The organism is uncultured Shewanella sp. (genome assembly GCF_947497935.1).
Taxonomy (GTDB): Bacteria; Pseudomonadota; Gammaproteobacteria; order Enterobacterales; family Shewanellaceae; genus Shewanella.
The window spans coordinates 45,307-64,237 of sequence record NZ_CANMIO010000001.1; the positions used below are offsets into that span (position 1 = coordinate 45,307).

Annotated in this window: 14 protein-coding genes and 1 riboswitch; of the genes, 11 read left to right on the top strand and 3 right to left on the bottom strand. The window is 44.9% G+C overall.

Annotation, left to right across the window (positions count from 1 at the left end):
* Positions 1 to 35 precede the first annotated feature (35 nt).
* The 3 genes from Q1A86_RS00180 to Q1A86_RS00190 are packed head-to-tail and all read left to right on the top strand — an operon-like array spanning position 36 to position 3,721.
* A complete protein-coding gene (locus Q1A86_RS00180) occupies positions 36 to 1,625 on the top strand; it encodes an ABC transporter ATP-binding protein (RefSeq protein WP_299801588.1) in 1,590 nt (529 codons plus the stop codon).
* Positions 1,622 to 2,752 (top strand): ABC transporter permease, encoded by a 1,131-nt coding sequence (locus Q1A86_RS00185; protein WP_299801590.1) that lies wholly within the window; start codon positions 1,622 to 1,624, stop codon positions 2,750 to 2,752. The genes Q1A86_RS00180 and Q1A86_RS00185 overlap by 4 nt, the downstream gene beginning before the upstream one ends.
* 3 nt (positions 2,753 to 2,755) lie before the next feature.
* Positions 2,756 to 3,721 (top strand): ABC transporter permease, encoded by a 966-nt coding sequence (locus Q1A86_RS00190; RefSeq protein ID WP_299801592.1) that lies wholly within the window; start codon positions 2,756 to 2,758, stop codon positions 3,719 to 3,721.
* A 301-nt stretch (positions 3,722 to 4,022) separates the two neighbouring features.
* On the opposite strand, the gene Q1A86_RS00195 is transcribed toward Q1A86_RS00190, so the two are convergent.
* On the bottom strand, positions 4,023 to 4,163 hold the full coding sequence (locus Q1A86_RS00195) for a hypothetical protein (protein WP_299801594.1): 141 nt from the start codon (positions 4,161 to 4,163) through the stop codon (positions 4,023 to 4,025).
* A gap of 359 nt (positions 4,164 to 4,522) precedes the next feature.
* Between Q1A86_RS00195 and Q1A86_RS00200 the strand changes: the two genes are divergently transcribed.
* From Q1A86_RS00200 to Q1A86_RS00210, 3 genes are all read left to right on the top strand, one after another.
* On the top strand, positions 4,523 to 5,299 hold the full coding sequence (locus tag Q1A86_RS00200; protein ID WP_299801595.1) for a hypothetical protein: 777 nt from the start codon (positions 4,523 to 4,525) through the stop codon (positions 5,297 to 5,299).
* Positions 5,300 to 5,395: 96 nt separating this feature from the next.
* The gene (locus Q1A86_RS00205; RefSeq protein WP_299801596.1) at positions 5,396 to 5,518 is read left to right on the top strand and encodes a hypothetical protein; all 123 of its coding nucleotides are present in this window, start codon (positions 5,396 to 5,398) and stop codon (positions 5,516 to 5,518) included.
* Complete coding sequence (locus tag Q1A86_RS00210) at positions 5,511 to 5,651, top strand: hypothetical protein (protein ID WP_299801598.1); 141 nt, start codon at positions 5,511 to 5,513, stop codon at positions 5,649 to 5,651. The genes Q1A86_RS00205 and Q1A86_RS00210 overlap by 8 nt, the downstream gene beginning before the upstream one ends.
* Positions 5,652 to 6,002: 351 nt before the next feature.
* Here the strand turns inward: Q1A86_RS00210 and Q1A86_RS00215 are convergent, their stop codons facing one another.
* On the bottom strand, positions 6,003 to 6,992 hold the full coding sequence (locus Q1A86_RS00215) for a class 1 fructose-bisphosphatase (RefSeq protein WP_299801600.1): 990 nt from the start codon (positions 6,990 to 6,992) through the stop codon (positions 6,003 to 6,005).
* 319 nt (positions 6,993 to 7,311) lie between these two features.
* Here Q1A86_RS00215 and Q1A86_RS00220 point away from each other — a divergent pair, with 319 nt between their 5' ends.
* Positions 7,312 to 9,552, top strand: coding sequence for a S9 family peptidase (locus Q1A86_RS00220; RefSeq protein ID WP_299801602.1), 2,241 nt, complete (start codon positions 7,312 to 7,314; stop codon positions 9,550 to 9,552).
* A gap of 644 nt (positions 9,553 to 10,196) precedes the next feature.
* On the opposite strand, the gene arcA is transcribed toward Q1A86_RS00220, so the two are convergent.
* Positions 10,197 to 10,913, bottom strand: coding sequence for a two-component system response regulator ArcA (gene arcA / locus Q1A86_RS00225; RefSeq protein ID WP_012153996.1), 717 nt, complete (start codon positions 10,911 to 10,913; stop codon positions 10,197 to 10,199).
* Positions 10,914 to 11,474: 561 nt separating this feature from the next.
* On the opposite strand from arcA, the gene Q1A86_RS00230 reads away from it, so the two are divergent.
* From Q1A86_RS00230 to Q1A86_RS00245, 4 genes are all read left to right on the top strand, one after another.
* Entirely contained in the window at positions 11,475 to 11,903 is a 429-nt protein-coding gene (locus Q1A86_RS00230; protein ID WP_299801607.1) for a DUF3293 domain-containing protein, read from the top strand.
* A 120-nt stretch (positions 11,904 to 12,023) separates the two neighbouring features.
* Positions 12,024 to 12,207, top strand: a riboswitch (Lysine riboswitch).
* 145 nt (positions 12,208 to 12,352) lie between these two features.
* Positions 12,353 to 13,723, top strand: a complete 1,371-nt coding sequence (gene lysC / locus Q1A86_RS00235) for a lysine-sensitive aspartokinase 3 (protein ID WP_299801609.1) — start codon at positions 12,353 to 12,355, stop codon at positions 13,721 to 13,723.
* A gap of 35 nt (positions 13,724 to 13,758) precedes the next feature.
* The gene (locus tag Q1A86_RS00240; protein ID WP_299801611.1) at positions 13,759 to 14,865 is read left to right on the top strand and encodes a succinylglutamate desuccinylase/aspartoacylase family protein; all 1,107 of its coding nucleotides are present in this window, start codon (positions 13,759 to 13,761) and stop codon (positions 14,863 to 14,865) included.
* A gap of 245 nt (positions 14,866 to 15,110) precedes the next feature.
* Positions 15,111 to 18,911 carry a S8 family serine peptidase gene (locus tag Q1A86_RS00245; protein ID WP_299801613.1) on the top strand — a complete coding sequence of 1,267 codons (3,801 nt, stop codon included), beginning with the start codon at positions 15,111 to 15,113 and terminating at the stop codon, positions 18,909 to 18,911.
* Positions 18,912 to 18,931 lie beyond the last annotated feature (20 nt).

Here is an 18,931-nt window from a genome sequence, read left to right on the forward strand (position 1 = left end):
ATTCATCAATGTCGAACAAGGCATTTGAGATAATTATGACCATGTCTACATACGCAAAAGAAAAATCAAATGAGCGTCCTGTTGCCCTTGAGCTTCGTGGTATCGACAAACGATTCGGCGCTGTTCACGCCAACAAAGATATCTGCTTAAAAATTCCTGCTGGCACCATTCACGGTATTATCGGTGAGAACGGTGCAGGTAAATCCACCTTGATGAATATCATTTATGGTTTCTACACCGCTGATAAAGGTGAGATCCTAATTGATGGTATCGAACGCAAGCTAGCGAACTCTAAAGAAGCCATTAGTTATGGCATCGGTATGGTGCACCAACACTTTATGCTGGTGGATAACTTTACCGTGCTTGAGAACGTTATTTTAGGTGCTGAAGAGGGCGGTTTACTTAAACCTAGCCTGAGAAAAGCGCGTAAAGAACTTGAGCGTTTAGCCAAAGAGTATCAACTCGATGTACCACTCGATAGCCTCATTGAAGAGTTGTCAGTTGGACTTCAGCAGCGGGTTGAGATCTTAAAAGCGCTATATCGCGGCGCAAAAATTCTTATTCTAGACGAGCCTACAGGCGTTCTGACGCCGCAAGAAACTGAGCACCTATTCCATATTTTTGATGCCTTGCGAGCGCAGGGGGTCACTATCTTACTGATCACCCATAAGCTTAAAGAGATCCTTTCTGCCACTGACAATGTGTCGGTCATGCGCCAAGGTGAAATGGTCGCTCATAGAGAAACGGCTCACACTGATAAAGAAGAACTCGCCGAATTGATGGTTGGTCGTAAGGTTCGCCTTAAAGCTGAAAAAAGCGGTGCCAATCCAACGGATGTATTGCTTTCAACTCATAACCTTACTTATACCGATTCGATGGGCGTAGATCGCCTTAAAGATGTGTCGATTGAGATTAAGGCGGGTGAAGTGGTTGGTGTTGCAGGTGTCTCTGGTAATGGTCAATCAGAGCTATTAAGCGCACTTGCTGGGCTTATCACGCCAACCCGCGGTTCAATTAAAGTTGGCGATAAGGTGATTGACGCCAATAACCCAACTTGCGCCGATGGTATGCGTAAATTAAAGCTAGGCCATATACCAGAAGACAGATTGGTGATGGGCTTAATCAAGACTTTCAGCGCAGAAGAGTCTGCCATTCTTGGTCATCATAATCAGTCTCAGTACAACGGCGCTTTATTGAATAAGCCTAAGTATATTAACTCAGAGTGTAAGCGCTTGATGGATGAGTGGGATGTTAGACCGCGAGATCCTAAGCTAAAAAGCTCACTGTTTTCTGGTGGTAACCAGCAGAAGTTAATTATTGCCCGTGAAGTGGATCAAGACCCAGATATCTTACTGATTGGTCAGCCGACCCGCGGTGTCGATATTGGTGCGATTGAGTTTATTCACAAACGCATTATCGAGTTACGCGAGCAAGGTAAGGGGATCTTACTGGTGTCTGTTGAGCTAGATGAAGTGATGTCACTTGCTGACAGAATAATAGTGATGTTTGACGGCCATGTGGTTGGTGAGATTGATGCCAGCAAGGCAGATGAGAAAACCTTAGGAATGATGATGGCAAACATACTGCCTGATGAGCTGGCTGCGGATAATGGAGCTCAAATATGAACGACTCTAAAATCCCATCTTGGGTAAATATTTTTGTTTTACCTTTGATTAATATCATGTTTGCTTTTGCGTTTGCCGCTGGTATTTTTCTTGCGGTAGATGTGAACCCAATAGAAGCCGCTGGTGTGATGGTCCGCGGCGCGCTCGGTTACCAAGAAGGTATTGGTTACACGCTTTATTATGCAACTAACTTTATCTTTACTGGTTTAGCCGTAGCAATGGCATTCTCTGCCGGACTATTCAACATTGGTGGTGAAGGTCAGGCTTATATGGGCGGCTTAGGTGTTGGCCTTGCCTGTTTGGCATTCGATAGCACTTTACCTTTCTGGGCGCTGCTGCCAATTACCATGCTTGCCAGTATGTTGTTCGGTGCGCTGTTTGCGCTAATTCCGGCTTACTTACAGGCGTATCGTGGTAGCCATATCGTTATTACCACCATCATGTTTAACTTTATCGCTTCGGCGTTAATGGTTTATTTACTGGTAAACGTACTTAAGCTTGAGGGGCAAATGGCGCCGGTATCGCGTGTATTTGAAGATAGCGCGGGTTTACCTATGTTCCATGAGATCGCTGCATGGTTTGGTTTCTCGTTCTCACAATCACCGATGAACCTAAGTTTCTTTATTGCGCTTATCTGCTGTGTACTCGTTTGGGCATTACTGTGGCGCACTCGTTGGGGTTATGCGATTCGTGCTATGGGCGCTAGCCCAAGCGCTGCTGAATATGGCGGCATTAACTATAAGAAGCTGATCATTGTGGTGATGCTTATCTCTGGTGCGCTATCGGGCATGATGGGCTTGAATGAAGTTCAAGGTTACAGCCAGCAGCTAAAACTCGACTTTGTTGCCGGTTATGGCTTTACCGGTATTGCCGTGTGTTTGATTGGCCGTAGTCATCCGATAGGGATCATCTTAGCTAGTATTTTATTTGGCGTGCTGTATCAAGGTGGCGCTGAACTGTCATTTGATTACCCAAATATCGACCGTGAAATGATCCAAGTGGTACAGGCCTTAGTGGTACTGTTTAGCGGTGCATTAGCATTGATGCTAGTTAAACCGACTGAGAAGCTATTTGTGTTTCTTAATCAAAAGAAAGCAGCCGTAGGCAGCGTTAAGGCGGAGGCATAAATTATGTTTGAGAATATCATTCTAATCTTAGATGCAACGCTAAGGGTATCGGCGCCACTCATTCTTGCTGCACTCGCCGGACTTTTCTCCGAACGCTCTGGTATCGTTAACATTGCCCTAGAAGGCAAGATGTTATCTGCAGCTTTTGCAGCAGCGGCAACGGCTTCGATAACTGGCTCTGTGTGGTTAGGTCTGCTAGCGGGCATAGGTGTTTCAGTGATGCTGTCACTGGTACATGGTTTTGCGACCATTACTCACCGCGGTGACCAAATCGTATCAGGCGTAGCCATTAACATGCTAGCTGTGGGTTTAACTGTTACTCTGGGGCGTTTCTGGTTCGGTTTAGGTGGGCAAACGCCTGCACTAACAGATGATTCACGCTTTACTGCTATCACGCTGCCAGGCGCTGATGCATTAGCTGATGTGCCGGTTATTGGCATGGTTTATAGTCAGCTAATATCAGGGCACAACTTCTTAGTGTATCTGTCGCTGTTTGCCGTGCCAGCCGTTTACTGGGTCGTTTATAAAACCCGTTTTGGTCTGAGACTGCGCGCTGCGGGTGAAAACCCACACGCGGTTGATACCGCGGGTATTTCAGTTGCTTGGATCCGTTATCGTGCACTGATTGTTGCCGGTGTACTTGCGGGTATGGCGGGGGCTTATTTATCGACGGCGCACAGTGCCGGCTTTGTGCCGAATATGAGTGCAGGTAAAGGCTTTATCGCATTAGCGGCGTTGATTTTTGGTAAGTGGAAACCTGTACCAGTATTGTTTGGTTGTTTGCTATTTGGTTTCTTAGACGCGATTGCGATTCGTCTACAAGGCGTTGAGTTACCGCTAGTTGGCGAAATTCCAGTACAAGCGATTGAGGTATTACCTTATATCCTGACGGTATTACTACTAGCAGGCTTTATTGGCCGCGCAGTAGGACCAAAGGCGATTGGTAAACCTTACGTGAAATCACGTTAATTTTCGCTAGCGATAGCGTGGTTTATCGTTGTTGAAGTCTCGTTAAGTTTCGCTAATAACGAACTTTTCGATTGAGATTAAAGAGTTTACTTGAGCCGATATTTGTAATGTTTGGCTCAGTAAGCTCTTTTTGTTTTTAAGCCGAAAACTGCGGCTTATCAGGCTGCGCCTGAGCTTAATACAATCAAACTTCGTTTGATAAAGGTCGTGAGCTTCCAGCTCACACTCGGGCAAGAGGGGGACAACAGCTTCCCCCTCTTGCATCTCCCGAGCCGCCCCTACGAAGTTGTCTCCCTCGTACTTATGGATAAATCGCTAACGCTTCCGATGGGGCATCCTGCCCCGCGAAAGCTACGCCGACATCCATGTCGGCATCACACGATTTATTCCAACGTACTTCGGCAACTCCGATGGGGAACTGGTGTTTTCTGTGAGTGTGCATAAATTCCAACAAGACTTTGATGAGAAGTATCAAAAATATAGATGTAGGATGTGAAGCGTCAGGTTAGCAGAGGTCAGCTTAGAGTCAGAAAAATAGACTTCAAATTACTTTTAAACTTAGACGGCTCATAACTATACGTAATTCGATAGTTCATGGTGCCCAGCTAACGTTAAGTGAGAGTATGGTGAACAAATCTCATGAAATCTTAGTTACTTTGTCTAGTCGTTTGAATGTGCGCGTCACTGAGAGCTTATAAAAAGTGTAAAATGATTTGTAGCGTGTGTGCTGCTAGGCTTTGTTGTGCGTTATCAGCTGTTATTCTGGCATATGTACTTAGGTAATGATTGTGAGAGAATTTAGTGAAATACGTTATTTATTACGAAGATGATCGTATTGAAAAATACTTAATTTCATTGTCAAAACGTGTTGTTCCTTTGGTAAAAGGTGCAGATGAAAAACAGATTTTTAATGTTATTGAATGTGTGAATCAAGTAAGGGGGTACCATACTATGGTGCCTACTGGAGGTGATACATTCAGTCGAGAAACGTTAGAGCATGAAAGTGATGAGCATATAATTCTACGGCAGATAAATCAGTTGAGTAACGACCTTCTTACTTTGCTAGAAGGTCGTGTGGAAAAAGGTTGGCAGAAAGCTGCTAATAATAAGGCCATTGAATACTTTAAATCTGGATTAAGCTCCTTTGAAGCTGCTAAGAAGTATCCATTAAGTACTTTACCTAATCCCGAGCAATACCAGGTTGAGAACGTATCAAGCAGAATTGAAAGGAAGCATCTATTGCTGGAAATTGACCTTGATAACGCAGCTAAAACCGTAGAACGTGTACCTTCTTTTTCCGAAATAGTTGATAGTTTAAGTGCTATCAATGTGTCAACAAGTTATATGGTTTCGAAATGCTTGAAAGTACGTGGTCGACCGAAGTTATCTCCAAATCAATATCTTATCGCTGCTGTTTCTCAACTCGATGAATCATTTAAAGAGCACTTTCCTAAGTTGAAAGGGCGGACTAATGGAACTCCATTCCAGCAAGTTGCTTTCGAGATATTGTGTGATGAGTTTTTTGGTTCAAATACGAAAGAACAAATTAAAATTGCAATCAGTACATTGAAAAAGTAAATCGGTGGAAAAAGTCGATTGTCGGCATGATTTTGCCAACGATATACACACAAATGAATTCGTTATAGTTATCTCATAATCATTTGGGAGGTAGTTATGGATTTAACTGATGTGTGTTTTTTAATAATTGCAATTGTTCCAGCTTGTATTGCTATTGGAGCCTGGGCTCAAAAAGTAATCTCTTACTTGGAAGAGATTAGGAATGATCGCCGTGCATAATAAAGCAATCGGGCTGATGTGGGTCAGAGTAAACATTCAAATTCCTGAACCTAAACTCCCCAACTTAGTCTACAGAAAACACCTATTCCCCATCGGAGTTGCCGAGGTCATTGAAGATAAATATCGTGATTGAGGCATGGATGCCGAGATAGCCTTAGGTGAGCCATGGACGGCGAATATGAGGCGATAGATATTTTCGAAAATGAGTGAGGATCAACAACTTCGTCGGGGCGTCATGGTGGATGCAAGGAGGATAAGGACGAGCAGTCCTCCTTGCCCGGGTGTGGGATGGAATCCCACGACGTTTATCAAGCGGAGCTTGATTGCTTAGGTTGTTAGACGCAGTCTAACTTAAAAGTCAGGCGTAGCCTGATAACAACAAACTTCCAGCGCCAAAAAAGCAAGGCGCAAAAAAAAGCACAACCCTAATAACATAGGATTGCGCTTTTTCTATAAAAGAGATCAGCAGCTTAGCGACTGAAGCTTACAAAGCTGGTTCTTCAGAATAATCAACCTGATGGTATTCAAGACACGCATCCACTTCATTGGCAGAGCCAAGAATAACCGCTACACGTTGGTGAATCTCAGTTGGCTGAATATCCATAATGGTTTCATAACCGGTAGACGCTTTACCGCCTGCTTGCTCAACCAAGAACGCCATTGGGTTAGCTTCGTACATTAAACGTAGCTTGTATGGCTTTTCTGGGTTCTTGTTATCTGTTGGATAAGTGAAAATACCGCCGCGACAAAGTACGCGGTGTACGTCGCCAACCATGGCTGCAATCCAGCGCATGTTGAATGACTTTTCACGTGGGCCAATCTTACCTAGCAATAAATCGCTGATGTAAGTCTGCATTGGTGCTTCCCAGAAGCGTTGGTTTGACATGTTAATCGCAAACTCGCCGGTGTCTTTGCTGATAGCCATCGCGCCATCGGTTAGCAAGAACTCGTTAGTTTCTGGGTTTAGGGTAAATAGCTGTACGCCTTGGCCAGTGGTTAATGCAAGCATGGTTGATGGGCCGTATAGCACATAACCTGCAGCAACCTGGTTGCGACCTGCTTGTAGGAAACTCTTTTCAGTTAGCTCGCCTGCTGGGGCTGGCAATACTGAGAAGATAGTACCCACTAGTGAGTTGATATCGATGTTTGATGAACCATCTAGTGGGTCAAAACACACTAGGAATTCACCGTTGGCATCGGCTTCAACCACATAGTCTTCCTCTTCTGAGGCAATACCACGCACTGTACCGTCAGCCTTAAGGGCATCTTTGAGCATATCATTGGTGATGATATCGAGTTTCTTCTGAGTTTCGCCTTGAACGTTTTCTTGTTCAGTCGCCCCTAACACACCAGCTAGTGCGCCGTGGCGTACTGCATGGCTAATCTCTTTAGAGGTGTTAGCAAGGGTAAGGATAAGTTTTTCAAGAGTAGGAGAAATTGCTTGTGATGTCAGGTTTTCAGCCAGAGTTTGCATCTTGTTTCCTATACAATTTTACGTGAGTAAATTGAGTTTGAGGTCAGGACAAAAGTGTATTCTTTATTATTGTGGCGATGATACCTCAGTGCGCTAGTTTTTTCAGCCGTAAAGATTGGCTTTCTGCTTGATTGCTCTTAAGTAGGACTTAAACACGGTTTGAGTGGATAGTTTTTGTTTTGCTAATGATTAAGGCACAATGTAGGCGAATTTTCAGTCTAACTGTCAATTAGGTACTACTGAATAGTGTTCTATTAATTAGCGCCTTATTGATTAGCGTTTGCTGAATACGATTTCGCGATTAATCCAGGGAATAATAATGAAAAAGAATTGGATGAGTTTACTGCTAGCCTCTTTACCTTTGGTGCTGAGCTCTACAGCAACTGCTCAAGCATCATCACTCCCCGGTGGCACCGAGCCACTCACTATCGAGCGTATGTACGCATCTCCAGCACTTGCTGGTAGCAGCCCGCGCGGGTTAAAGCTGTCACCAGATGGTAAGCGTGTTACCTATCTTGCGGGCCGTAAAGACAACCAACATTTGTATGACTTATGGCAGATGGATGTGGCCAGTGGCAAGCAAAGCCTGCTGATCGATGCCGATAAGCTGGAAGCGGGTGAGCTGTCTGATGAGGAAAAGGCGCGCCGTGAGCGTCAGCGTATTTATGGCCAAGGGATCATGGAGTACTTTTGGTCTGACGATGGTGAAGCGATTTTAATCCCAGCTGCGGGTCAGCTGTATTACTACTCAGTTAATGATAATAAGGTCAAACTGCTGGCAACCGGTGAAGGCTTTGCCACAGACGCGAGATTATCGCCAAAAGGCCACTTTGTATCGTTTGTGCGTGAGCAAAACTTGTATGTGTTGGACCTAAAAACGCAAAAGGTCACCGCGCTGACTACCGATGGCGGCGGCGCGATTAAAAACGCCATGGCCGAATTTGTTGCTCAAGAAGAGATGGGCAGAATGACAGGTTACTGGTGGGCGCCAGATGAGTCTGCTATCGCCTATACCCGCATCGATGAATCTGGGGTTGAACTGGTCACCCGTAACGAAATTTATGCCGACGGAATTAAGCTGACCGAGCAGCGTTATCCCTACGCTGGTGAGAATAACGTCAAAATTGAGCTTGGTGTGGTCACGCTTAAAGATAAACAAGTCGCTTGGGTCGATTTAGGTAAAGACACCGATATCTATCTGCCACGAGTTAAGTGGCTGCCTGACAGCAAACATCTGTCTTATCAGTGGCAGAGCCGCGATCAGCAGGCGCTGGATCTTAGAGTCGTTGCGATTGATGACATCAAAAATGATAAAGACCTAGTCAAAGAGCGCAGTCAGGCTTGGGTCAATCTTAATGATGATTTGCATTTTTTAAAGCAACAAAAGGCATTTATCTGGGCGTCAGAGCGCGATGGTTTTAATCACCTGTATTTAATTGGCTTAGATGGCAAGGTTATTCGCCAGTTAACTTCAGGCGATTGGGCGGTTGATGCGGTTGAGTATATCGATGAAAAGGCGGGTGAGATTTACTTCACAGGCCGCAAAACTAAGGTGACGGAGAAGCAGCTTTATAAAGTCCCATTGGCTGGTGGCAAGGTTGAAAGCATTAGTCAGCGTAGCGGCATGCACTCAACGGTATTTGCCGATAACAAACCGGTATATCTAGATTACTTCAGTAGTCTTTCACAGCCACCACAGGTCAGTTTGCACGACCAAAACGGCGATCGTCTCGCTTGGGTTGAGCAAAATGAAGTTAAAAAAGGTCATCCACTTTATGACTACTTTGGCTTATGGCAAGTCCCTGAGTTTGGTGAGCTAAAGGCTGAAGATGGCCAAATGCTGCAGTATCGTATGTTTAAACCTACCAACTTTGATGCTAACAAGCAGTATCCAGTTGTGGTACGCGTCTATGGCGGTCCTCATGCACAGCTGGTGGTTAACAGCTGGAGTCATCAAGACTACTTTACTCAGCACCTTTTGCAGCAAGGCTACATCGTTTATCAGCTCGATAATCGCGGCTCAGCTCATCGCGGCACCAAGTTTGAGTATGTGATTTATAAGCAACTAGGTGAGGTTGAGGTGAATGACCAAAAGGTTGGAGTGGATTACCTGCGCACCTTACCTTATGTCGATAGCGACAACATCGCTATTTATGGTCACAGCTATGGCGGTTATATGGCCTTGATGAGTATCTTTAAAGCGCCAGACTATTTTAAAGCGGCGATTTCTGGGGCGCCAGTATCAGATTGGTCGCTGTACGACACCCACTATACCGAGCGTTATATGGGGCATCCTGCAACCAATGCTGAGGGATATGAGGCCAGCAGTGTGTTGCCATATGTCGGCGGTTATCAGTCTGGATTGCTGATGTATCACGGTATGGCAGACGATAACGTGCTGTTTGAAAACAGCACCCGTGTCTATAAGGCGCTGCAGGATGAGGGGAAGTTGTTCCAGATGATAGATTACCCGGGATCTAAGCACTCTATGCGCGGTGAGAAGGTGCGAGTACATTTGTATCGCTCATTAGCAGACTTCTTAGATCGCCAGCTAAAGTAATAGCCATCACTAGAACAAAGTGATCGACTCTGAGTGTTTTTTTGGCTAACTGATCCAATGCCGATAGGTAAGCCAAAATCACTCCTCAGAGGCGAGCTTTAGTGCTTCTGATGTATGTCACGGGTTAAGGGAATGGAGAACCGCTGTTGTGAGGGCAGTGAATGTCGTCTCTTCACTGTGCGATTCCCTCTTTAATGTGAGTGGCATAATAACTCGCTTGTTCTTGTATTCTAATAATAAAGCGTAGCGATGATTAATATCCAAATATCATAGCTGCGTTTTTTATAATGATTAATTTAAAGTTAACTATTATTCATTTTAAATTTTTAGAGTGAAAGTATAGAAACGAGCCACAGATAAACTCGTAAATAGTATTCGTTTTTTACAGAACGCTCTGAGTTAATATAAAATTAATACTACTTTGTAGGTAGTTGATTGGTAGGGGATAAATTCCTTTTAAACCAATATTAAATTTCCATCTTAAGTTAAGCCCTGTTTTATTTAAGTAGATACTCTAATTTAAGGGGGCTGCTATTGATCTTGATTGTGCTCGTTCATAAAAGTATAGGTATAAAAAAAGCCAGTCATTTGACTGGCTTTTTATTTATATCTACTGCTGACAGTACATATAACAGGGCTTAGAATTAATCTTCTAAGCTACCGCAGAAACGGTAACCTTCACCGTGGATTGTTGCGATGATTTCTGGCGTATCAGGTAAGCTTTCGAAGTGCTTACGGATACGACGAATAGTTACGTCAACAGTACGGTCATGTGGCTTAAGCTCACGGCCAGTCATCTTCATTAGAAGGTCTGCGCGGCTTAGGATCTTACCTGGGTTTTCAACAAAGTGAAGCATAGCGCGGAATTCGCTGCGTGGTAGCTTGTACGACTCACCTTGTGGGCTAACTAGAGAGCGACTGTTGATTTCAAGGCTCCAACCGTTGAAACGGTAGAACTCAACTGCGCTTTTCTCTTCTGAATCTGTACCTGTGCTATTAACGCGAGTTAATAGGTTACGAGCACGGATTGTCAATTCACGTGGGTTGAATGGCTTAGTGATATAATCATCAGCACCAATTTCAAGACCCAAGATCTTATCAACTTCGTTATCACGGCCTGTTAGGAAGATTAGACCGATATTATTAATTTCACGAAGCTCACGAGCGAGTAAAAGACCGTTCTTACCTGGTAAGTTAATATCCATAACCACCAAGTTAACTTTGTTGTCTTGCATAGCCTTATGCATTTCAGCGCCGTCATTGGCTTCAGTTACCACATATCCTTCTGCTTCAAAAATACTTCTAAGTGTGTTTCTCGTTACTGCTTCATCTTCAACAATCAGAATGTGCGGGTTTTGCATATTAATTACCTAATTTCTGTCAATTCTAACCATGAGTATAAAAAGTTTATACTCCATCTAGTTATGCTGATAATTCACTGATACACGTAGGTGCTTTCAAATTTGGTTCGAAACAGCAACACACCGCATGATAAGCAAAGTATGGGTATCTCACATATGGAAAAACGTGAACTGTATAAACTTTGATTAACGATAGTAGGAAAAAGTTCCTTACTTACCGTTTTGTATGAAGTTTAAATGTTAAATCAAACATAGATCACATTTGATACAGCTGTGTGGATTACTCTTCTATCTGTTTCAGATATGTGTAACAAAATGTGTTCGTTACATGTGTCAGTATGAGTTAATCAACAAACCCTATTGTACTCGTTTTAGGCATTTGTTAACAAATGAAATGTTAACAAAATTCCTCGATGATATGATCTGGATCACCTTTGGTAGGCTATCCTTTTGATTTTATTAGGCTTGGTAAAGTTGTGAATAGTGATGTAGCTCACAAGGTTAGGAAGCGCTTACGAGTTTGCTATAATAATTACAAATAAATTGGATAAATTGTTAGCAATGAGCAACTCAGTCGATAGCCTTTGGCACTATTATCATCAAACCGAATTCCTTTTTTCTCAGACACTGTCCGCTCAATTATCCTTCGCAATTATCACCGCATACAACCCCAAAGGTGAGGTTCTCTCCCCTTGTCAAAATGGCCTTTTAGACCGAAAATTACAACATGAAATACAGCGACTCGGCCTACCTTATCGGTCTATGGTCGGCGCTTCCCAAGATAGAAGCCACATGGAGAAAAGCTGGGCGATCTCTACCGATAAGGCCTCGGCGATACGGCTCGGCCGTCTGTTCAATCAAAATGCTATCTATTATGTTGAAAGTGACCGTTTACAATTAGTTCCCTGTTTAATGCCCAGGGAAGAAGCCTTCCTAGGCGCGTTTTCGCCACGAGTGCGCAGGGTGATAGAGTTGCCTGATATTGAGTAAAATTAAATCATCTTAGATTTCCGTTGACTTAATTGGTTATTTTTTGATATTTTTTCAATCTCTTATTTTGTATACAAAGCATTTGATTTTCCTCGATAGAAAATTGTGTCTATACAAACTAAGTGCAGAAGAGGAGCGCTAACTAGGTAGTAAGTTGGAGGGGGCCAAACCCCAATGATTGCTTATGAGGGAGATTAGCGCCGAGATATTCATAGCCGTTTGGTCGGGCTTGAATGTTGGTTGTTCAGGCTGAATCCTGTCGATTGTCACCTATGTTTTTTTATGGTGGAGAGCTTCTGGTGACGATCGCTGTTTCCCCATTCTATGGGGTGCATATCATAGCACCAGGCTCTTCGAACGAAGTTAGTTCGGAGCTTATTCATGTTAGTTAATCCAAATACCCATTCTCGTCAATGTCTGCCGTCTCAATTGTCTGTGGAGGCTGCACTATGTCTTTAGATTCTGTTGTTCACTTAAATGTAGCCAAGTTCGGTGGTACCTCTGTTGCCGACTATGACGCTATGCAGCGCTGCGCCGATATCATCATTGCTAACCCGAAAACTCGGGTCGTGGTGGTGAGTGCATCAAGTGGGGTGACCAATCAGCTAGTGGCGCTGACTCAGGCCGAAACCAGTGTTGAAGAAGCTAAAGCCTTGATAAAGAAGATCGCCTCGATTCAATATCAAATCCTCGATAAGCTAGGTAACCCAAGTGATGTGGCTGCAAAAGTGGATCGTATTCTCAGCCATATCTCGACCCTAAGTGAGCGCTTAAAGCTGACTCGCAGTAAGGCGGTGATGGATGAACTCCTGTCTCAAGGCGAAATGTGTTCTTCAGTGTTCTTTGCCGCCGTATTGCGAGAGAAAGGCGCTAACGCTTCGGCATTCGATGTACGCCAAGTGCTTAGAACCGACAGTCATCATGGACGCGCAGAACCGCAAATTGAGATGATCGCCGAGTTGGCGAAGCTGCACTTAGAGCCTTTATTATGCGATCAAGTTATCGTAACTCAAGGCTTCGTAGGCGCAGATAGTGATGGACACACCACAACGCTTGGCCGCGGTGGCAGTGATTATTCTGCCGCACTGTTAGCCGAGGCGCTGCAAGCCGATGCGGTAGAGATCTGGACCGATGTTGCAGGGATTTATACTACCGATCCTCGCCTAGCCCCTAACGCTCGTCCTATCCCAGAGATTAGCTTTAACGAAGCGGCAGAGATGGCCACGTTTGGCGCTAAGGTGTTACACCCAGCAACCATCTTACCGGCCGTAAGACAGAAGATTCAGGTCTTTGTTGGCTCGAGTTGGGCGCCGGAGCAAGGCGGAACTTGGATCCGTCATCAGGTTCAAAGTGAGCCTGTTTATCGCGCCGTTGCGGTTCGTCGAGACCAAACTCTGTTAAATCTTCATAGCCTACAGATGCTACATGCTCAAGGCTTTCTCGCTGAAACCTTTGCCACACTTGCACGGCATAAAATCAGTGTCGATTTGATTACTACTTCAGAAGTGAACGTGGCACTGACGCTCGATAAAACAGGCTCAGACTCTAGCGGTCAAGGCTTGTTGAGTGAGGCGTTGTTGCAAGAGTTATCACAACACTGCCGAGTTAGAGTTGAAGATGGCTTGGCCTTGGTTGCGGTGATTGGCAACAATATTGCGTCAACAGCTGGAGTGTGTCGCCGAGTATTTGAAGTACTTGAAACCTACAATGTTCGTATGATCTGCCAAGGGGCTAGCCCACACAACTTATGTATTTTGGTGGATGAAGCTGAGGCCGCTAACGTTATTGGTGCCTTACATGAAAACTTGTTTGAAGCCTAGTTAACAGTCTAAGTGAACAGGGAATTGAGTCTTTTATGAAATTTACCCAATCGAGCCTTAGAGTCGGCGAGTTGGCGACGGGACAGGAGCTGAGTGTTCCTGTTTACCGGATCCCTGCACAAGCTCATGACGCTCCAAGTGTGTTTATTCAAGCCAATGTTCATGGCGCAGAGGTGCAGGGGAATGCGGTGATTTTTCAGTTAATGAAGCAACTGGAAAAGATGGATGTCAGGGGGGAGGTAACTTTACTGCCCTTGGCAAACCCTTTAGGGATCAACCAAAAAAGTGGCGAGTTTACCCTTGGGCGTTTCGATCCTATCACCGGGGTTAACTGGAATCGGGAATATCTTGATCATAAACTCGATGTCGCCAGTTGGTATCAAGAACATGCTCATTTAGAAGACAAGGCCTTGATTCAGGCCTACCGCTTGCTGTTAATTGAGTCGTGTCAGTCTCATCTTAACAATGAGTGGGGCGTAACTACGGGCAAACGCCTTGCGGTAACCTTGCAGTCGATGGCTCATGCTGCCGATATCGTTATCGATCTGCATACCGGCCCTAAGTCGTGTAAGCATATGTATTGCCCCGAATATGATGTTGCCTCGGCAGCGTATTTCTCGATTCCCTTTAGTCTGGTGATCCCCAATGACTTTGGCGGTGCCATGGATGAGGCGGCGTTTTGCCCATGGTGGCAGCTGTCTGAATATGCGCAATCACAGGGTAGAGCACTAGATGTGCCGGTATCGGCATTCACTCTGGAGTTAGCCAGTCAGGAACGTATCGATATGGATGATGCCCTTAGCGATGCCCAAGGGATCTTGGCTTACTTAAGCCATCGCGGTGTGGTTAGTGATGAGGTTGACCCTGCAAAAATGCCAAGGTATGGCTGTTATCTGAAAGATTATAAGAAATTTCACGCGCCAACGGCTGGTCTGGTTGAGTACAAAGCTGAGCTGGGGGAGTCTTTGCAAGCGGGTGAGGCCTTAGCAAATATCTTAAGGCTGGATCTGTATGGCACAGATAAGGAGTTCACTGCGCTCACTCTTAAGCAAGACTGTGTGCCTATCCTGCATTTTGCCTCGGCTTCGGTCTATCAAGGTACAGAGCTTTATAAGGTGATGACGAATCTGTTTGAGCTGTAGTCCGTAAGTTTGTCTTTACGGATCCCCTCCAAATTGTATCACTCTTAGTATTATTTGTTATTAAGTGTAACTTAATTGCTGTTGATTCGTTTGGTGAGTGTTTTTATTGTGCTACTAATGCTCTCGCCATAGTCATATGTTCTTTCTATTGACTCTATGGCATTGCATATCTTCTGTTAGAAGTTATTTGGCGATTATAAAGCAGGATAAAACAATAAAAACCAGGTGTTTTAAGGAATTGACAAGTGAAAACAAAAATTGCAATTGCAGTCTCTACTGCGTTGGTAACTATGTCTGCTAGTGCGTTAGCAGTAGAGTCAGATTACCATCAACAACTATCTCAAACTCAATCAGCTACAGCAAGATCGCATATTGCTGTTGTAGATTCCAAGTCTAAGTCGTACTCGGAAAACCAAGTAGTAAGAAATAACGCTATTTTTACCCCAGAGCCTAACTTGGATTCAGGTGTTTATCGATACTTCGTTCGTTTAATCGAAAGTCCTGTGGCTCTGTACCAAGGAGGAATTGAAGGTTATAAAGCGACATCGGTTGAAAAGGTTCAAGGCAAGAATAGAAAACTCGATGTAACGAGTGAGAGTGTAAAGTCCTACCGTTCTTATTTAACCTCACGTCAAGATAGCGTGATGCAAAAAGCCACTGCCATATTAGGCGAGTTAGATATTAAGCAGAGAACGACTCTCGCTTATAACGGTTTAGTCGTTGAAATGACACAAGAGCAAGCTGCTCAATTGGCTAATGTTGCGGGGATCGCCAATATTCAGCGTGAGATTTTACGCAAACCTATGACAGATGCAGGTCCCGCTATTATTAAAGCTCCAGCAGTCTGGAGTGGTGAAGCGACTGGCACTGAAAGTCAAGGCGAGGGGATGATAGTTGGTATTATCGATACCGGTATCAACACCGACCACCCCTCTTTTGCCGATATAGGCGGTGATGAATATGATCACAATAATCCATGGGGAGCTGGTGTTTACTCTGGCGACTGTGCTGGTGACTTCCCCGAGCTTTGTAACGACAAGCTGATTGGGGTTCATAGTTGGCCGGCAGTGACGGCAAGATATTTGGATTATGATATCGATGTACCTGCAAACGGTGAAGACCACAATGGTCACGGCTCACACACTGCAGGCACGACAGCGGGTAATGTATTGGTTAATACCAATGTACCTGACGTCGATGGCGGTGACACTGGGGTAATTTTTGAGTCGATGTCGGGGGTTGCACCCCATGCAAATATTGTATCTTATCAAGTATGTCTTCCTGGAGAGGATGATGATATAGATTTTGCAGGCTGCCTACCTTCGTTGACAGTTTTAGCCGTTGAGCATGCGATTGAAAATGGTGTTGATGCGCTTAACTACTCTATTGGTGGTGGTTCAAGTAATCCTTGGAATGATGCCGATGCCCTGGCATTTTTGTCAGCCCGCAAAGCGGGTATTCATGTGGCCACCTCAGCGGGTAACTCAGGACCTGGCCCTGAAACCGTCGGTTCTCCTGGTGATGCGCCTTGGTTAACCACAGTTGCTGCCTATACTCATGATCGTGATTTCTCTGAAAAGAGCATAGGGAGTTTCGTTGGTGGTGATACCGAAGCGCCCAAAGCACTTACAGGTAAGGCAATGACTGGTGAGTTCACCGGTGCGATTGTTTATGCTGGTGACTTTGAAAACAGTAATGATCCAGATAACGATCCCGCTCAATGTTTAGAACCTTTTCCCGCTGAAACCTTTGCCGAAGATACCATTGTTGTATGTGATCGCGGCGCGATAGCCCGTGTTGATAAAGGCCGTAATGTGCTAGCTGGAGGCGCTGCAGGTCTAGTGCTTGCAAATTTACAAGGTGGAGCTGAAAGCGTTGTTGCTGATGCCCATGTACTACCTGCTATTCATATTGATGCAGATAAAGGCGATTCACTTAAGGCTTGGTTAGCCAGTGGCGCTGAGCATAAGGCGACAATCACTGGGACAGAAGTTATTCACGATGACAAATTTGCGCGTATTGCTGCTAGATTTACGTCTCGTGGCCCAAATAAGTCGGTTCCAGATGTGATTGCCCCATCAATTGCTGCGCCGGGCGTGAGTATTTTTGCCGCTTATGCTGACGAGCAATCTGGTGGGTTTAAACAAAATCCGAATCCTAGTGATTACGGCTTCTTGAGCGGTACATCGATGGCCAGTCCGCATGTTGCAGGGGCTCTGACTTTACTTGCGAGTATCCATCCGGAGTGGACCCCAGCTGAAGTTCAGTCGGCGTTAATGCTGACAGCCAATCAAGAGACATATAAAGAAGATGGTGTTACGGCATCAGATTTCTTTGACATGGGCGCTGGTTATGCCGATGTTGAAGCCGCAGCTAAAACTGGGCTAGTGATGGATGAAAGCTATGTTGATTATGTTAAAGCAGATCCAGCTTTAGGCGGCCAACCATCACAGATTAACTTAGCGACTATCGCCAACGCTAAATGTGTGGGTGAATGCAGCTGGACTCGTACCGTAAAAGCGACTAAAGATGGTACTTGGACGGCAACGACTATGGGAGTGGCTGACGGCTTAGTGCTTAATGTTATCCCTGCAAGCTTTGAGCTTAAAGCGGGTGAAACTCAAGAGCTGACCGTTACCGCAGATGTGTCTGCGGCAAGCAATGGCTGGAATTTCGCTAACATCAAGCTGATGGCAGAGGGGATGCCGGAGGTTAAACTGCCAGTTGCGGTTAAAGGTCATAGTGATAACTTACCTGTAAGCTTTGCGATTACAGCTGGCCGTAGCGAAGGCAGCATCACCTATGCTGGCTTTACTTCGAGTGAGCTAACCGATATTACAGCTGGTGTGTATGATAAGTCTTCAGATCTTGTTGACCCAATTTCTTTAAGTGTGCCGGAAGACGGCTTTGACTATGTGGCTATGAACTTTCCTGCATTAGCGAATGTTATCGTCTCAATCTCATCAGAAACCGCACCAGATGTCGATCTGCGTATCTTGGATAGCAGCTTTAATAAAATTGGTAGCAGTGCTGGCCCAGACTCTGACGAGTCGGTTGCATTTACTAATTTGCCTGCAGGTGTTTACTACTTAGCTGTTGATGGATATAAGGCTTCAACACCAGGCGGAAGCGATGATGTGACCATGCGAATCACTTCTGTTTTAGCTAATGAAGAGTCACTGAGTGATGATGTTTCTGTGGCAGTTGAAGAGTCTGAAGGCGAGTTTAGTCTGACTTTCGATTGGGATAGCGATAATAGTGTGTCTGGTATTGTTATTTTGGAGTCAGGTGACAAGCTTCATCAAGTGCAAGTCCCTATTAGCATTACCCGTAAAGACGATGTCTCTCATATCCATAGCTTATCAGATGCGATGGTGGCGGGTGTAGCGAGTCGAGTTAGCTTTAATGTTGCACCTAACTTTAGTGATGCGGATAAAGCGTACTCGTTCACAGCGCAGATGTCTGCGGGTCATAAGGTTGCGAACATCTCTAATGGTGGTACCCAAGAGGGCAATACTATTACTTGGAGTGTGGTCCAAGAGGCGTCATCTGGCGAAGCTTTATCTGTAGGTTTCGACTTGATCCCAACGAAAGCGGGCTTAGCTTATGCTATGAAATTGACCAATGAGCTTGAAGGTAACATGGTTGAGGAAACGGTGAAATTTGGTGTTAGCGAAGTCGCTCCGGTGGCTAGGGTTGATGCGCCAAGCTGGGCTGTCGAAGGCATGGTTGTGAATGTTACTGGTTCAGCTTCTTACGATGGTAATGATGATGAGTTGACTTATGAGTGGCTACAGACTGGCGGATTACCCGTTTTATTTGATAAGAAAGCCGAGTCGTTTAGTTTTAAAGCACCGAATGTAGCTAGCGAAGGGGCTATTTTGTCATTCGAACTTACAGTGACCGATAGTAACGGTAACTCAGATAGTTCGACTGCAATCGTGTCAGTAACTGAAGCTAAAGAGCTGGATAAAGGTGGTTCTGTAGGCTGGATGGGGCTATTGCTTCTACCAGTAGTATGGATGCGTCGAAAATTGAAAGCTTAAGGCTAAAGCACTAAAGTCAT

What these genes read in the sequence shown, in the direction of transcription:
- lysC (WP_299801609.1), top strand. Translation starts at nt 12,353, where the DNA reads ATGTCTTTAGATTCTGTTGTTCACTTAAATGTAGCCAAGTTCGGTGGT.
- Q1A86_RS00185 (WP_299801590.1), top strand. Translation starts at nt 1,622, where the DNA reads ATGAACGACTCTAAAATCCCATCTTGGGTAAATATTTTTGTTTTACCT.
- Q1A86_RS00230 (WP_299801607.1), top strand. Translation starts at nt 11,475, where the DNA reads ATGAGCAACTCAGTCGATAGCCTTTGGCACTATTATCATCAAACCGAA.
- Q1A86_RS00190 (WP_299801592.1), top strand. Translation starts at nt 2,756, where the DNA reads ATGTTTGAGAATATCATTCTAATCTTAGATGCAACGCTAAGGGTATCG.
- Q1A86_RS00220 (WP_299801602.1), top strand. Translation starts at nt 7,312, where the DNA reads ATGAAAAAGAATTGGATGAGTTTACTGCTAGCCTCTTTACCTTTGGTG.
- Q1A86_RS00205 (WP_299801596.1), top strand. Translation starts at nt 5,396, where the DNA reads ATGGATTTAACTGATGTGTGTTTTTTAATAATTGCAATTGTTCCAGCT.
- Q1A86_RS00180 (WP_299801588.1), top strand. Translation starts at nt 36, where the DNA reads ATGACCATGTCTACATACGCAAAAGAAAAATCAAATGAGCGTCCTGTT.
- Q1A86_RS00215 (WP_299801600.1), bottom strand. Translation starts at nt 6,992, where the DNA reads ATGCAAACTCTGGCTGAAAACCTGACATCACAAGCAATTTCTCCTACT.
- arcA (WP_012153996.1), bottom strand. Translation starts at nt 10,913, where the DNA reads ATGCAAAACCCGCACATTCTGATTGTTGAAGATGAAGCAGTAACGAGA.
- Q1A86_RS00195 (WP_299801594.1), bottom strand. Translation starts at nt 4,163, where the DNA reads ATGCACACTCACAGAAAACACCAGTTCCCCATCGGAGTTGCCGAAGTA.
- Q1A86_RS00240 (WP_299801611.1), top strand. Translation starts at nt 13,759, where the DNA reads ATGAAATTTACCCAATCGAGCCTTAGAGTCGGCGAGTTGGCGACGGGA.